The sequence below is a fragment of the Streptomyces sp. 3N207 genome, assembly GCF_052246355.1.
Classification (GTDB): Bacteria; Actinomycetota; Actinomycetes; order Streptomycetales; family Streptomycetaceae; genus Streptomyces.
In genome coordinates, this window is record NZ_JBQQBV010000007.1 from 1 (window position 1) to 13,532 (window position 13,532).

Sequence of the window (13,532 nt, forward strand, 5' to 3'; positions counted from 1 at the left end):
AACCCGGAAGCTAAGCCTTTCAGCGCCGATGGTACTGCATGCGGGAGCGTGTGGGAGAGTAGGACACCGCCGAACTCTTTGTGAGGAAAGCCCCGTTGGCTGACGCCAACGGGGCTTTTCCATGTCCGGACCCAGCTCTCGGCATGGCCGGTTATGGCTTCAGCGGCAGCTGGAGGATCGTCGTCAGTGGTGGGTCGAGCCGGCCGTCAGATGACCGTGCGGCCATGCGGCGGCCGTGCTCGACCACGCTCTGGGTGAGCGCGTTGAGGATCGGAAGTACGTCCGGGTCCTCGCCCACTACATAGAGGGTGCCCGCTTCGGCGATGAAGGATTCCAACGCGAGGCGATCGGCTCGCTCCGCGGAGCATGCGTTCCGGACATGCAGCTGGCCCAGTGGGGCCAGGGCGCGGCGGATCAGGGCGACAGCGTCGGCGCGTAGTTGGGGATGCCCCGCGAGGGCGGACTCCAGCTCGCCGGCGGTGCCGGAGGCGGCCTTGGGGTGGGTCCGCAGGATGCGTACGGCGTCCGCTGTCTGTCCCGTTGCGAGTGCCCAGCGGTGGACTTCGCGGAACGGGCGCTTTTCCAGGGCTGCGGCGTGCAGCCAGCAGCGTAGGACGGTCTCGGCCGTCGTGTGCGTCGTCGCGTCGATGGGGCGCGGGGAGCGCAGGGGGGCCAGCAGGGCTGTGGCGCGGGCCGCGGCGGTGGCGCGGTCGGCGCAGCCATGGTGCGGTGACCAGCGGAGGCGGTCGGGGGTGTCACAGGCGTGTGTCGGGTCGAAGAGGTGGACGGGCCCGAGCTTGGCGCGGGCCGTCTTGGTGGCGGTCCACAGGGCGGGCGTGGCCGAGCTGACGAGTGCGGCGCCGGGAGCTTCCAGGATCTGTGTCACGGGGTCGTCGTCAGCCGACGGGCCGCCTGTCGCGTTGCCGAGGGAGCCGGTGCCGACCGAGCCGTTGCCGGTCACGTTGCCGGTCGCGTCCTGGCCGTCGACGGGGGAAGTGGCTCCGGTGGTCGCTGCTGTGCCGAGGAGGATTGGTGCCAGCGGGCTGGGTGGGGCGGCTGAGGGCGGCTGTGGTGTTGGTGCGGAGGGGTCCTGGGGCGGTACAGGTTGCTCTTGGGAGGCTGGAGCCGGAGCGGGCGGCTGCGAGGGGAGCGGGGCGGCACCGGGCTCCCGCGCGGCCTCCGTGGGCCCCGCGCTCTTGTGCTCCGGGGGTTCCCCCGCATGGTCGCGCCGGATGCGCCTGGCCTTTCGTACGGCTCGGGCGCGGGCGATGGTGCCCATGACGAAGACCGTGAGCACCATCAGCACCATCAACTGGCTGATGAAGATGCCCCAGAACAGGCCGTAGCCGGAGAGTTGGTTGCGCGGGGTGGTGGGCCAGGCGCCGGGGATGTCGTGCGGCTCGGTGACCAGTTCCCGTACGGCGAGCGGGGTATTGGCGAAGGTGACGTCGTCCGGCCAGGCGCCGTGGGAGAAGAGGCCCGCGAGTCCCGTGGCCGTCCAGACGAAGATGGTGAGGCCCAGCAGGAAGGCGAGGACGCCCACCAGGAGGCCGTCGGGAATGCCTCCGCCGCCCCCACCGGCTGTGCGGCGCATCCGGTGCGGTTCATGGTGGGGGTAGTGGCCCGGGTGGTATCCCGGGCGGCGGTGACGCTCGCGGTCGTCGTATGACATCGGTACCGGTATTCAAGCGGGGGCCGGTCGGTTGCGGCAAGATCCCCGCCGCGGCTGCGACGGGTGGGGGTGCCCTGGTGTCGGTCAGGCGACGCCTGAGCCGGGGGCGGCCGGTCCGGACGGGGTGCGTTCCATGGCCATGGCGCGTGCTTCGGTCTCCGCCTCCAGGTCGGCCTCCAGCGCGGCCTCGAAGGAGGCGGCGGCCTCGGCTTCTGCGGCCTCGGCTTCCGCGGCGCTTTCCGTCATGGCGCGGTCGGTGAAGACCAGTGGCCGTTCGGCCTCGGTGACCAGGTGCTTGACGACCTGCACATTGCCGTTGACGTCCCAGACGGCGATGCCGGGCGACAGGGTGGGGATGATCTCCACGGCCCAGCGTGGCAGGCCCAGGACCTTGCCGGTGGCGCGGGCCTCGTCGGCCTTCTGGGCGTAAATCGTCCTGGTGGAGGCCATCTTGAGGATCGCGGCGGCTTCGCGGGCCGCCGCTCCGTCGACCACGTCGGACAGATGGTGGACGACGGCGACGAAGGAGAGGCCGAGGCGGCGGCCGAACTTCAGCAGGCGCTGGAAGAGCTGGGCGACGAAGGGGCTGTTGATGATGTGCCACGCCTCTTCGACCAGGAAGATCCGCTTGCGCCGGTCGGGGCGGATCCAGGTGTGCTCCAGCCAGACTCCGACCATCGCCATCAGGATCGGCATGGCGATGGAGTTCCGGTCGATGTGGGAGAGGTCGAAGACGATCAGCGGCGCGTCCAGGTCGATGCCGACCGTCGTCGGGCCGTCGAACATGCCGCGCAGGTCACCGTCGACCAGCCGGTCGAGGACGAGGGCGACGTCCAGGCCCCAGTCGCGTACGTCGTCCAGGGCGACGTTCATCGCCTCCGCCGACTCCGGCTTGGGGTGGCGGAGCTGCTCGACGATGTCGGTGAGCTGCGGCTGGCGGTCGGTGATGGTGGAGTTGACGTAGGAGTGCGCGACCTTGAGGGCGAAGCCGGAGCGTTCGTCGAGGCCGTGGCCCATCGCGACCTCGATGATGGTGCGCAGCAGCGCCAGCTGGCCGGTGGTGGTGATGGCCGGGTCCAGCGGGTTGAGCCGGATGCCCTGATCGAGCGCCGCGGTGGGGTCGAGGCGGATCGGGGTTATGCCCATCTCCTCGGCGATCAGGTTCCACTCGCCGACGCCGTCCTCGCCCTGCGCGTCCAGGACCACCACCTGGCGGTCCCGGAAGCGCAGCTGGCGCAGTACGTACGTCTTCTCCAGCGCCGACTTGCCGTTTCCGGACTCGCCCAGCACCAGCCAGTGCGGGGCCGGGAGCTGCTGTCCGTAGAGCTGGAAGGGGTCGTAGATGTAGCCCTTTCCGCTGTAGACCTCGCGGCCGATGATGACGCCGGAGTCGCCCAGCCCAGGCGCGGCCGTCGGCAGGTAGACGGCCTGCGCCTGGCCCGTGGACGTACGGACGGGCAGGCGGGTCGTCTCCGTCTTGCCGAACAGGAAGCTGGTGAACGCTTCGGTGATGGCGGACAGGGGATCGAGCGCGGCCATGCTGGCTACCTCCGGCCTGGAGCGGCGGTGCGGGGGTGGAGCGGTCGGGCGTCGGAGCGGGTGGGGGTCATGGAGGGCTCCTCAGCGCCGGATACCGGTGGCGAAGGGGAGGGTGTTGACGAAGGCGCGATGGTGTTCCCTGTCGCACCACTCCAGCTTGAGGTAGCTCTTGCCCGCCGAGGCGCGGATCGTGCGCTTGTCACGGGCCAGCGCCTCCGGTGAGCGGGAGGAAACGGTGATGTAGCCGACGAGGTTGACGCCCGCCGCGCCCGACGCCAGGTCCTCGCCGCGCTGGTCGACGCGGCCGTGCGCGGCGATGTCGCGCGGGTCGACGGTGCGGTTCATCTTGGCCGAACGGCTGGCCTCCGCCTCGTCGTTCGTCTTCTCCGTCAGCATCCGCTCGATCGCCAGCTCGGTCGGCTCCAGGTCCATCACCACGGCGACCGTACGGATCACGTCCGGGGTGTGCACCAGCAGCGGGGCCAGGAAGTTGACCCCGACCGGGGTCATCGGCCACTCCTTGACCCATGCCGTGGCGTGGCACCAGGGTTCGCGGGTGGTCGACTCGCGGGTCTTGGCCTGGAGGTACGTCGGCTCGACCGCGTCCAGCTCGGCCGGCCAGGCGTTGCGCTTGGACATGGCCTGGATGTGGTCGATGGGGTGGTCCGGGTCGTACATCGAGTGGACGAGCGAGGCCAGCCGGGCCTGCCCGAGCGGCTGCCGCACCCGGATGTCGGCCTCGGTGAGCCGGGCGCAGATGTCCGTCAGCTCGCGGGCCATCACTATGGCCAGCCCTTCGTCCCTGGTCAGCTTGCGGCCCGCCGTGCTCCGGGCGGCCTTGGCGATGGTGGCGCCCTCGGTGGCCAGCTCGCGGCCGTAGGGCATGCAGGCGATCAGATAGGCGCGGTGCTGCTCGCTGGAGGTGGAGACCATCGACAGCAGCTGCTCGTAGGAGGAGCGCAGCCATCCGGCGGCCCGCTCGTTGCCGCGCTGGGTGACGTCCTTGGCGTGCGCGTCGGGGTCGGCGGGCAGCGTACGGGCCAGCATCTGCAGCCGCGTCACATAGCCGTCGCCGTTGGCCACATGCTTCAGGAGCGTGCCGAAGCGCTCGACGAGGGCCTCCTGGTCCTCGCTGTCGCGCAGACCGACGCCCGGGCCCTCGATCTCGATGGCGGCGGTCACGGTGCGGCGGTCCGCGTGCAGCAGCACGGCGATCTCGTCGGGGCCGAACGGCGCCGACAGCCAGTTGATGCGGCCCACGCCGGGCGGCGGGCCGATCTCCACCTCACGGCCGTCGAGCATGGTGCCGGCCTCGACGGCGTCGGAACGATACGTCGTACCGCGGCGCAGCAGCCGCTTGTAGGAGCGGTTGATCTCGAACCACCTGTAGAACGTACGGCCCTTGTACGGCACGTAGACAGCCGCCAGCGCGAGCACCGGGAAGCCGATCAGGGCGGGGATACGGAACGAGAGGACGGGGATGAGCAGGCCGCTCATCATGCCGAGAAAGGCGCCGACGACGATCAGGCCGATCTCGCCCGTCTCGCGGTTCTTTCCGACGAGGGCGTTGGGCCGGGCCTTGCCGATCATGTACGTACGGCGTGGCGCGCCCAGCGAGGACCCTGCGGTGTGGGAGGAGGTCGTCATCCGCGGTCACCTCCCGAACTGCGGGGCTGACCGGGTTGGGAGCGGCCCGTGCCCGAGGGGCTCTGCCGGGGCGGGCGGGCCGAGTGCGGGGTGGTGGCGGCGGGCGCGGGGGCCTGCTGCCGGGGTGGCGGTGCCTCCTCGGCGCCGCCCGCACGGGAGCTGTGTGCGGCCACACCGCCGGTCACGGTGGAACCGGAGGAGTTGCCGCCGGTGGACGAGGCGCTGGCGGCAGTGGCGTTCTGGCCGCCTCCCCGGCCGCCGTGGGTGTTGATGCCCTGGCGGACCAGTGCGGCCGGCGAGGACACCACTGCGGCGGCGCCACGGGTGGAGGTGCGGACCGCGTTGCGGTGGGCGGCGATGTCGTCGCCGAAGCCGGGTACGAAGCGGTAGATCATCGCGCTGGCGAAGATCGCCAGCAGGATGATGGCCAGCCCGGACACGATCGCCGAGACCGAGTCGGGCCCGTCCTCGCCCGCAAGCGCGCCCGCGAGACCGAGCACGATGATGATCACGGGCTTCACGAGGATCACAGCGATCATGATGCCCGCCCAGCGGCGGACATGTCCCCACATATTCCTGTCGACCAGCCCCGCGTAGACGGCGGTGCCCAGCAGGGCGCCGACGTACAGCAGCGCTGCGCGTACCACCAGTTCGAGATACAGCACGCCTGCCGCGATGATCGACACGAGCGAGACGACGATCAGCATGATCGGGCCGCCGCCGATGTCGTCGCCCTTCTTCAGCGCCTCGGAGAACGTGCCGAAGAACGCGTCGGTCTTTTCGGACGTGCCCGAGGCGAGGATATCCGTGACCGAATCGGTCGCCGAGACCACCGTGTAGAGGATCAGCGGTGTGAAGGCCGATGCCAGCACCGTCAGCCAGAGGAAGCCGATCGCCTCCGTGATCGCCTCGGTGAACGGCACCCCGCGCACCGCCCGCTTGGCCACCGCCAGCAGCCACAGCGTGAGCGTCAGAATCGTCGACGCGGCGAACACCACGGCGTACTGCCGCAGGAACTCCGTGTTGGTGAAGTCGACCTTCGTCGTCGAATCCACCAGCTTCCCCAGCTTGTGCACCGTCCAGCTTGCTGCCTCGGCACAGGATTTGGCTACGGAACCGAGGGGGTCGGTGGGGTCGGAGCTGACGTTCGGGGACTCGGAGCCGCCTCCGTCGTCCGAATCGCAGAACTTTCGGGAGTGTCCCGTGGTGTAGTCGCAGCCATCCTTCGGCTCTGCTGTCGCACGGCCCGCGAAAAGAATGGCCGTGGCCTGCAAACCTGCCACCCAGGTGCCTACGGCGAGGATACGGCGCTGTTGGTTACCGGGCATACGTGAAGCCTCCGAACTTGTCCACAGCGGCGGCGATCTCGTCGGCCCTCGAAGCTGTGTTGTCGCCGTTCACGGGGGCGGGGCCTTCCTTCTGCGAGAACTTCCGAATCTTCCAGTCCCCGTCCGTCCACGTGAGGTCAAAGGTGAGGGTGAACCAGTCGCTCGTGACCGGGGTCGTGGACTTCTTCCCTGCGTTGCCGAACACGCCCGTGCACCACACGTCGAGCTTCGCCGTGTCGCCCTTGTATTTACGGACGGTCGTCCCCACCGGAGCTGTCCGGGACACGTACTTGGTGTCCTTCTTGGCAACCCCGTTCTCATCCAGCCCCATCCTCGCCAGCAGCTTCGGCGAGTAGGCTTTGTCCATCTTGCGCTGGATCCCGGTGACCTGATCCGGAGCGAAGAGCTGTTGGATGATTTCGTCCCGCTCTTTCGACTTCACGATGTCCGCGGACACCAACGCGACAGCGTAGTTCGCTGCGGCGCTCTGTGCCCCCTTCTCGGTGTGGGGGAAGCCGGAGGCGAGGGTGTCGGGGGAGTTCTTCACGGGTTTTTCACCGGAGGGGGCGGTGGGTTGGGCCTGGGGAGGGGTGCCGCCCTTGCCGTCGGAGGAGGCGTTGTCGCCGCCGCCGTCCTCCCCGCCGCCCCCGCGGTTGGCGAAGGCGATGGCCGCGATGAGCAGGACGACCACGGCGACGACTGTCACCAGGCTCCGTCCGGGGCGGGTGGGCGGGCGGTTGCCGCCACCCTCGCTGCCCGGTAGGCGTGTTCGAGTCGTTGTCCGTGCGCCATCACGGGCGCCGGGCACGCCTTCGCTGGTGCGAGTACGCGCTTCGTACTCGTCGCCGCCGCCGATGTTCATGCCGGCCTGGCCCCCTCGACCTCTGTCGCTCAACTGCCGTCACTGCATTGTCTCCTCAGATGACGGTAGCGGGGTCACACCGCGCATGTGCCGTGTGCAAGCCAGGTGAATGGCAGCATTTCGAACACCGCGACGGTGCGCCGTCTGTGTTCTTGCCGCTCGGCGGGCGATTACGCGCGCGGTGAGGGGGTCGGCCGCGCACCGGTGCGCCCCCGGTGCTCGGCGGGGCCGTGGGTGGACTGAGGGCGGGCCATGGGCGGGTTTGAGTATGCGTACCCATGTGCGGGGCGTCGGCGGGCGGCAGGCTGCCGGGTATGACTGATGTGACTCCTTCCGTGCAAAGACCCACCACCGCGGCGTTCTTCGTGCAGTCGGCGATTGCTTTCGGGGTGTCGATGGTCGCGCTGCTCGTCGGGATCGCCCGGCTGCCGGTCGGCCCGTGGGAGCGCGGGTACCTCGGGCTCGGGCTCGTCTTCGTGGTCTCCTCCGCGTTCACGCTGGCCAAGTGCGTACGGGACCGGCAGGAGGTGTCGGAGGTGACGAACCGGGTGGACAAGGCGCGGATCGACAAGCTGCTGACCGAGGTCGATCCGTTCGGTCAGGGCAAGGCGTGAGTGCGGGCGGGATGCGCCCGGGTGCGGTGGGAAGCGGCCGGACATCGCCGCCGTGCGTCACCACCGTCGGCCCTCGGGAAGTTCGGTGAGACCGGGGAACGAGACATGCAGGACTCGCCCGCAGCGTCCAGTGGCCGGTCCAGCCGTCCAGCCGGTTCCGCCGGGTCCGCCGGTTCCACAGCCTCTCGCTCGACGAGGCCCGTGCCGCCCTCCGCGCCGTCTCAGGTCCGCCTACGCGCGTTTGCGGGCCAGTGTGACGCCGTCCCGGAGGGGCAGCATGACGGATTCCATGCGCTCGTCCGCGGTGATGGTGTCGTTGATCCGGCGGATGGCGACGTCCGCCTCGTCCTGCGCAGCCGGATCCACGACCCGCCCGGCACGGAGCACGTTGTCCAGCACGATCAGCCCGCCGGGGCGCAGCCGGGGCACCAGCGCCTCGTAGTACGCCGGATAGCCGGTCTTGTCCGCGTCGATGAACGCGAAGTCGACGAACTGCTCCTGCGGCAGCGCGTGCAGCGTCTCGACGGCCGGTGCGAGGTGCAGTTCGATGCGGTCGGTGAGGCCGGCGCGTTCCCAGTAGCGGCGGGCGATGGACGTCCACTCCTCCGAGACGTCGCAGGCGATCAGCCGTCCGTCCGCGGGCAGACCGCGGGCGATGCAGATGGAGGAGTAGCCGGTGAACACGCCGACCTCGACGGCAGTCCTGGCACCCGTCAGCCGCACCAGCATCGTGAGGAACTCGCCCTCGTCGTGCGTGATCTGCATGGTGGGATAATCCGGCGCGCGCTGGTGGGTCTCCTCGACCAGGTCGCGGAGGACCTCGTCGGCCGGCGTGCAGTGGGCCAGCAGATAGTCCTCGAGGGCAGGGTTCACGATGTTCATGGAGCTCCTAGCGTGCAGGCGCGGGCGGGCACCGGGCGCGCCGTTGTGTCGTCTGTCGCGTCGACGGAGCGGTCCTTGGAACGCCCTGCCGTGGCGGTGCTAGACCGCCATGCCGTAGACGATGGTGAACAGGGTGCCGAGCGAGCCGATGATGAACACGCCGGTCAATCCGGCGACGATCAAACCCTTCCCCTGCTCGGCGCTGAAGGTGTCGCGGAGGGCCGTCGCGCCGATCCGCTGCTTGGCCGCGCCCCAGATGGCGATGCCGAGGCAGAGCAGGATGGCCACGGCCATGATGACCTCGATCATTATCCGGGCCTCTTGCCCGAGGGAGCCGAACGGGCCCCAGTCCGGCGCGATCCCGCCGATGATGGTGGTGATATCGCCTTTGTCAGCCGCCAGGAACATGGTGAACTCACCGCCTAGTTTCAAGGTTCGTCTCTGACGGATTGTGCCATGGCCCGGTGACATCGGGGCGCGTCGAGTTGCCCGAAGTGGCCCCGATTCGTGGTCGATTCGGGAACGTGGCGGGGCCGTCGGGCGTCCTGGACTGACAGGGGTGCTCGGCAGCGGGGCATGGGACGGACCCTGACGGGGCATCGGTCGTTCGTTCGTACTTCTGTGCGCCCCTGGTGAGCCTGGTCCCGGGCGGGGCGGGTGATCGCGTTCACCCCCGCGCCCGTTGTCCGCCGTTCCGCTCGGGGGGTCGGCCTGGAATGATGTGAGCGCGTGGTCGGCGTCGACGAACTGGTGTCCTGTGGGGGAGGGTTGGGGAGTGCGCCGTAGAAGAGTGTGGCTGCTGGCGATCGGTGGCGGAGTGGGGACGCTGTCCCTGTTCGTCACGCTGCTCGTGGTGGGCACCTATGTGGCCTCCGCCAACCTGACGGGCGCGGTGGGCGGCGCTGTCGGGCTGGCCAAGGGCTCGGTGCCGGCAGCCTACGCAGGGCTCGTCCAGAAGTGGGGCAACCTGTGCAAGGCGCTCAACCCCGCGCTGCTGGCCGCGCAGCTCAACCAGGAGAGCGGCTGGAACCCCAAGGCGCAGAGCCCCGCCAAGGCGCAGGGCATAGCGCAGTTCATCCCCGGCACCTGGGCGACCCACGGCATGGACGCCAACGGCGACGGCAAGAAGAACGTGCACGACCCGGAGGACGCCATTCCGTCCGCCGCGAGCTACGACTGCAAGCTGGCCGCCAACGTCAAGGATGTACCCGGCGACGCCTCGAACAACATGCTCGCCGCGTACAACGCGGGTCCGTACGCCGTCATCAAGCACCGCGGGGTGCCGCCCTACAGCGAGACCAAGAACTACGTGTCCACCATCCGCAAGATGGAGCAGAGCTTCGCCGCGCCCACCGGCCGGCTCAGCCCCACCAAGCAGGGTGCCGGTGCCATTGCCTTCGCGCAGAGCAAGCTGGGCACCCCGTATCTGTGGGGCGGCAACGGTACGCCGGAGCAGGGTGGCCGATTCGACTGCTCGGGCCTGACGAAGGCGGCGTTCGCAAAGGTCGGCGTCGAGTTGCCCCGGGTGGCCAACGACCAGTACAACACCGGGCCGCACCCCAAGCGGGGCGAACTGCTCCCCGGCGATCTGGTCTTCTTCGCCCACGACCTGAACAACTCCCGTTCCATCCACCATGTGGGCATCTACGTCGGCGGTGGCAAAATGATCAATGCTCCCTACACGGGAGCGAAGATCCGCTACGACCCGATCGACAGCCCGGACTACTTCGGGGCGACCCGGCCGAGCGCCAAGTGACCGGTGGACACGGCTCGGGTACGCCTGGGCAAGCAGCTCCGGTGGGTACACAGCTCAGGGGCACTGCTTGTGCGCGCAGCGCATGGATTACGTCAACAATCCGTGAGGCATAGGCCCTGAGCTGCGCCTATGGATCACCCTTGGGTAACGTCCTGGTGATCGTTCGGTAAGAACGGAACGCTCCACCTGCCGCAGGGCGTTCTCTCCACGGAACGGGACTTCCGCAACGCGACCACGGGGGGTCGTCAGCGCAGATCCAGCGATGAGCACACAGCCGAAGTGAGGGGCCGCACCGCGATGGCACTCTGGGACAACCCTGATGTCGAACTGCTCTACGAGATCAACGGGCTGGCCAAGGACGCACCCACCTGGGCCGACCGGATCATGGAGTACATCGGGGAGTACGGCATTGCGGTCGGGCTCGTCGTGCTGACTGTGTGGGCCTGGTGGGGTGTGACGCGTAAGCGCGAGAGCCGGGACGAGGCACTGAGCGGCTTCGCCGGGCTGCTCTGGGCCCCGCTGGCGGCGCTGATCGCGCTGGCCGTGAACATCCCCATCCGCGGCTTCGTGGAGCGACCGCGGCCCTTCATGGAGCACAAGGGTGTGGAGGTCCTCGTCCAGGGCAAGACGGACTTCTCCTTCGTCAGCGACCACGCCACGCTCACCATGGCCGTCGCTGTCGGCATCTTCATGGTCCAACGCAAGCCCGGCCTCGTCGCCATCGCGCTGGCTCTCCTGGAGGGCTTCTGCCGCGTCTACATGGGGGTGCACTACCCCACCGACGTCATCGGCGGACTCGCGCTGGGCACCGCCGTTGCCCTGCTGCTGGCCCCCGTCGCCATGTGGGCGCTGACGCCGCTGGTGCGGGGCGCGGCCGGGAACGCACGGCTGGAGACGCTGCTGTGGACGGGCGCAGCTGCCGCCGCTGTGGGCGCTGCTGCTGCGGGCCGCCGGGCTGTCGGCCGGCCCGGCGAGGAGGAGCCGCGCCGCGCGGGAGACCGCGACCTGGCGGCCTGAACCCCGAGCTGCTGAGTCGGGAGACTCGGCCTGGATCGAACGAACGAACTACAGCGCTCCTGCCGCTCCGCCCGGTGGGGGCGCTGTCGTGTGGTCGCCGTGCCCGTGCTGGTGGATGCGGGCGTCCTCGCGGGCGCGGTCGCGGGCTCGGCGTGCGGGGCCGCGCCAGCCGCAGCTGCACGACGCGGCGCAGAAGGAGCCGCGTTCGTTCAACGATGTCCCGTGCGGGGCCGCCTGGGCCGCCGGGAGGGTCGGATGCGCCGGGTCCGGCTGGTGTTCGGGAGCTCGCTCTCGCACGTGACCACCGTACTCGGGCCGTGACGGCGTTCCCAGGGGCCTCGTTGAACCGTCGAATCCGGACCGGCCTCGGACCTGGGGCACCTCCCGGCAGAAGGCCGGGGAGGCGGCGACCGGCAGCGAGGGGTCGGCAGGAAATGGCGGCGCGGCGGCAGTACCGAGGCGGCACGGTGCCGTTCCCGCTCATGGCGGTGGCGTTCGGCACCGTGCTGCTGTCGATGGCCGGCTGCTCCGGGGAGGGCGCCGTGGCGACCGCCGGGCCTCCCACCGTCGCCGGGCCCTCCCGCCCCGGCCGGGCTGCCGTGCTGGCGGCGGCGGACGAGTTGGCCCGGGCCGGGACGGCGCGGGTGCGGACGGCCATGGAGATGGTGAGCGGCCACACCCGGGTCACCATCGAGGGCCGTGGCGCCTTCGATCTGGCCCGCCGCACCGGCCGGTTGCGGGTCACGCTGCCGCCCGGCGCCGACGGGGCGCCGCCAGGGGAGCGCAGGCTGGTGCGCGAGCTGGTCACTCCGGGCGCGCTCTACATGCGGAACCGCGCGGGTGTGCCGGACGACAAGTGGGTACGGGTCGACACCACGGGGTTGCCGGACGGGAACCTGGTGACGGGCGGGGCCACCGATCCCGTCACCGCCGCCCAACTGCTGCGCGGGGCCCGCGAGGTGGAATACGAGGGTGTCACCGAGCTGGGCGGCGTCCGGGTGTGGCACTACAGCGGTGTGGTGGACATCGAGCGCGCGGCTGCGGGGGCGCCGCCGCTGGCGCGCCGTCAGCTGAAGGCCGCGGAGAAAGGGTTCTCCGGCCGTACGGTGCCCTTCGACGCCTACCTCGACGAGCAGGGGCGGCTGCGGAAGGTCCAGCACCGCTTCACCTTCGCCGCCGACCCGGACAGCCCGCCGGACGCGGACTACGCGGTCTCCTCGACGACGGCGCTGCACGCCTTCGGTACCCGGGTGCGGATCCCGATGCCGGGCCTCGGCGACATCTGGACCGGGAAGATCGCCGCACCGTAGCGCTCGCGCGGCGCCCGTATCGCGTCCGTACTGCGTCGTTGCAGCGGCCGTAAGGGCAGCCGTACGTCGGCCGGGCAGCAGTCGCAGGGGAGCCGTACGGCGGCGGAGCGCGGTGGAGCCGCAGCCGTTCCGGCCCGGTAAATGATTCGGAAGTGCCATGCGCCCGGGCGGCGGTCTCCCTAGGCTGGGAGGCTGGGCCCCGGCCTGGCCGCGGCGCTCCGCCCGGTGGATCCGTGCAGCACGGGAGGTGATACGTGTGCCCGTAACGAAGCGTGACGACAGGGGCGACGGCCGTGGGAGCCGCTGCCGACGGCGTTCGCTGATGCAGGACCACGTCGCTCTCGCCGAGATCGAGCTGTGCGGCGAGCTGATGATCGCCGCGTCCGCCGCCGAGGGGCCGCTGAGTGTGGCCCGTATCGACGAGGTGCTGCGGCGCGCGGCGGACGAGCTGGACGACCTTCCACGGTCGTCCGCGTGTTGAGGCCCCCGGCGGGCTGAGAGGAGAACCTCGTCGGGTCAGGTGCGCAGCAGGCGGGCGATGGCGGCCGTGGCTTCCTCGACCTTGGCGTCCATCTCGGCGCCGCCGTCCAGCGCGGCGTGCGCCACGCAGTGCCGCAGGTGCTCCTCGAGGAGCTGGAGCGCGAAGGACTGCAGGGCCTTGGTGGAGGCGGAGACCTGGGTGAGTATGTCGATGCAGTAGACGTCCTCGTCCACCATCCGCTGGAGGCCGCGGATCTGGCCCTCGATCCGGCGCAGTCGCTTGACGTGAGCGTCCTTGTTCTTGGTGTAACCGTGCAGGCCGGTGGCCGCGTGTGCCGAGCAGCCCTCCGAAGTGGCTTCGGCCACGGTCTGAGGCGCGTCCGGTGTGGTCTGCGGCGACGTCATGCGGTCCTCCCGGGTGGTGG

Annotated in this window: 14 protein-coding genes and 1 rRNA gene; 6 read left to right on the forward strand and 9 right to left on the reverse strand. The window is 70.1% G+C overall.

Features of this window, described 5'->3' with window-relative positions; translation table 11 throughout:
* A 5S ribosomal RNA gene (rrf, locus tag ACTWP9_RS13000) occupies positions 1-75 on the forward strand; the annotation flags it as partial.
* Positions 76-151: 76 nt separating this feature from the next.
* On the opposite strand, the gene ACTWP9_RS13005 is transcribed toward rrf, so the two are convergent.
* The 5 genes from ACTWP9_RS13005 to ACTWP9_RS13025 form a co-directional block, all read right to left on the reverse strand.
* Entirely contained in the window at positions 152-1,672 is a 1,521-nt protein-coding gene (locus ACTWP9_RS13005; protein WP_443246250.1) for a hypothetical protein, read from the reverse strand.
* 84 nt (positions 1,673-1,756) lie between these two features.
* A complete protein-coding gene (locus ACTWP9_RS13010; RefSeq protein WP_443246251.1) occupies positions 1,757-3,211 on the reverse strand; it encodes an ATP-binding protein in 1,455 nt (484 codons plus the stop codon).
* A gap of 81 nt (positions 3,212-3,292) precedes the next feature.
* Positions 3,293-4,858, reverse strand: a complete 1,566-nt coding sequence (locus ACTWP9_RS13015; protein WP_443246252.1) for an SCO6880 family protein — start codon at positions 4,856-4,858, stop codon at positions 3,293-3,295.
* Complete coding sequence (locus tag ACTWP9_RS13020) at positions 4,855-6,186, reverse strand: hypothetical protein (RefSeq protein ID WP_443246253.1); 1,332 nt, start codon at positions 6,184-6,186, stop codon at positions 4,855-4,857. The genes ACTWP9_RS13015 and ACTWP9_RS13020 overlap by 4 nt, the downstream gene beginning before the upstream one ends.
* Positions 6,176-7,048: a hypothetical protein gene (locus ACTWP9_RS13025; RefSeq protein WP_443246254.1), complete on the reverse strand. Its 873-nt coding sequence runs from the start codon at positions 7,046-7,048 to the stop codon at positions 6,176-6,178. The genes ACTWP9_RS13020 and ACTWP9_RS13025 overlap by 11 nt, the downstream gene beginning before the upstream one ends.
* Before the next feature lie 314 nt (positions 7,049-7,362).
* On the opposite strand from ACTWP9_RS13025, the gene ACTWP9_RS13030 reads away from it, so the two are divergent.
* On the forward strand, positions 7,363-7,662 hold the full coding sequence (locus ACTWP9_RS13030; protein WP_443246255.1) for a YiaA/YiaB family inner membrane protein: 300 nt from the start codon (positions 7,363-7,365) through the stop codon (positions 7,660-7,662).
* A gap of 231 nt (positions 7,663-7,893) precedes the next feature.
* On the opposite strand, the gene ACTWP9_RS13035 is transcribed toward ACTWP9_RS13030, so the two are convergent.
* Together ACTWP9_RS13035 and ACTWP9_RS13040 are read right to left on the reverse strand one after the other, a co-directional pair.
* Complete coding sequence (locus ACTWP9_RS13035) at positions 7,894-8,544, reverse strand: O-methyltransferase (protein WP_443246256.1); 651 nt, start codon at positions 8,542-8,544, stop codon at positions 7,894-7,896.
* 99 nt (positions 8,545-8,643) lie between these two features.
* Positions 8,644-8,952 (reverse strand): hypothetical protein, encoded by a 309-nt coding sequence (locus ACTWP9_RS13040; RefSeq protein WP_099882465.1) that lies wholly within the window; start codon positions 8,950-8,952, stop codon positions 8,644-8,646.
* Positions 8,953-9,319: 367 nt separating this feature from the next.
* Between ACTWP9_RS13040 and ACTWP9_RS13045 the strand changes: the two genes are divergently transcribed.
* Positions 9,320-10,300, forward strand: coding sequence for a C40 family peptidase (locus ACTWP9_RS13045; RefSeq protein ID WP_443246257.1), 981 nt, complete (start codon positions 9,320-9,322; stop codon positions 10,298-10,300).
* 297 nt (positions 10,301-10,597) lie between these two features.
* Positions 10,598-11,317 (forward strand): phosphatase PAP2 family protein, encoded by a 720-nt coding sequence (locus tag ACTWP9_RS13050; protein ID WP_443246258.1) that lies wholly within the window; start codon positions 10,598-10,600, stop codon positions 11,315-11,317.
* 48 nt (positions 11,318-11,365) lie between these two features.
* Here the strand turns inward: ACTWP9_RS13050 and ACTWP9_RS13055 are convergent, their stop codons facing one another.
* Positions 11,366-11,614, reverse strand: a complete 249-nt coding sequence (locus ACTWP9_RS13055) for a hypothetical protein (protein ID WP_443246259.1) — start codon at positions 11,612-11,614, stop codon at positions 11,366-11,368.
* Positions 11,615-11,751: 137 nt separating this feature from the next.
* On the opposite strand from ACTWP9_RS13055, the gene ACTWP9_RS13060 reads away from it, so the two are divergent.
* Together ACTWP9_RS13060 and ACTWP9_RS13065 are read left to right on the forward strand one after the other, a co-directional pair.
* Positions 11,752-12,627: a hypothetical protein gene (locus ACTWP9_RS13060; protein ID WP_443246260.1), complete on the forward strand. Its 876-nt coding sequence runs from the start codon at positions 11,752-11,754 to the stop codon at positions 12,625-12,627.
* 256 nt (positions 12,628-12,883) lie between these two features.
* The gene (locus tag ACTWP9_RS13065) at positions 12,884-13,108 is read left to right on the forward strand and encodes a hypothetical protein (RefSeq protein WP_443246477.1); all 225 of its coding nucleotides are present in this window, start codon (positions 12,884-12,886) and stop codon (positions 13,106-13,108) included.
* 35 nt (positions 13,109-13,143) lie between these two features.
* Here ACTWP9_RS13065 and ACTWP9_RS13070 read toward each other — a convergent pair whose 3' ends face one another.
* Complete coding sequence (locus ACTWP9_RS13070) at positions 13,144-13,512, reverse strand: metal-sensitive transcriptional regulator (RefSeq protein WP_443246261.1); 369 nt, start codon at positions 13,510-13,512, stop codon at positions 13,144-13,146.
* Between the last annotated feature and the right edge of the window lie 20 nt (positions 13,513-13,532).

Coding starts and splice junctions, on each gene's coding strand:
- ACTWP9_RS13005 (WP_443246250.1), bottom strand. CDS start 1,672: ATGTCATACGACGACCGCGAGCGTCACCGCCGCCCGGGATACCACCCG.
- ACTWP9_RS13010 (WP_443246251.1), bottom strand. CDS start 3,211: ATGGCCGCGCTCGATCCCCTGTCCGCCATCACCGAAGCGTTCACCAGC.
- ACTWP9_RS13015 (WP_443246252.1), bottom strand. CDS start 4,858: ATGACGACCTCCTCCCACACCGCAGGGTCCTCGCTGGGCGCGCCACGC.
- ACTWP9_RS13020 (WP_443246253.1), bottom strand. CDS start 6,186: ATGCCCGGTAACCAACAGCGCCGTATCCTCGCCGTAGGCACCTGGGTG.
- ACTWP9_RS13025 (WP_443246254.1), bottom strand. CDS start 7,048: ATGAACATCGGCGGCGGCGACGAGTACGAAGCGCGTACTCGCACCAGC.
- ACTWP9_RS13030 (WP_443246255.1), top strand. CDS start 7,363: ATGACTGATGTGACTCCTTCCGTGCAAAGACCCACCACCGCGGCGTTC.
- ACTWP9_RS13035 (WP_443246256.1), bottom strand. CDS start 8,544: ATGAACATCGTGAACCCTGCCCTCGAGGACTATCTGCTGGCCCACTGC.
- ACTWP9_RS13040 (WP_099882465.1), bottom strand. CDS start 8,952: ATGTTCCTGGCGGCTGACAAAGGCGATATCACCACCATCATCGGCGGG.
- ACTWP9_RS13050 (WP_443246258.1), top strand. CDS start 10,598: ATGGCACTCTGGGACAACCCTGATGTCGAACTGCTCTACGAGATCAAC.
- ACTWP9_RS13060 (WP_443246260.1), top strand. CDS start 11,752: ATGGCGGCGCGGCGGCAGTACCGAGGCGGCACGGTGCCGTTCCCGCTC.
- ACTWP9_RS13070 (WP_443246261.1), bottom strand. CDS start 13,512: ATGACGTCGCCGCAGACCACACCGGACGCGCCTCAGACCGTGGCCGAA.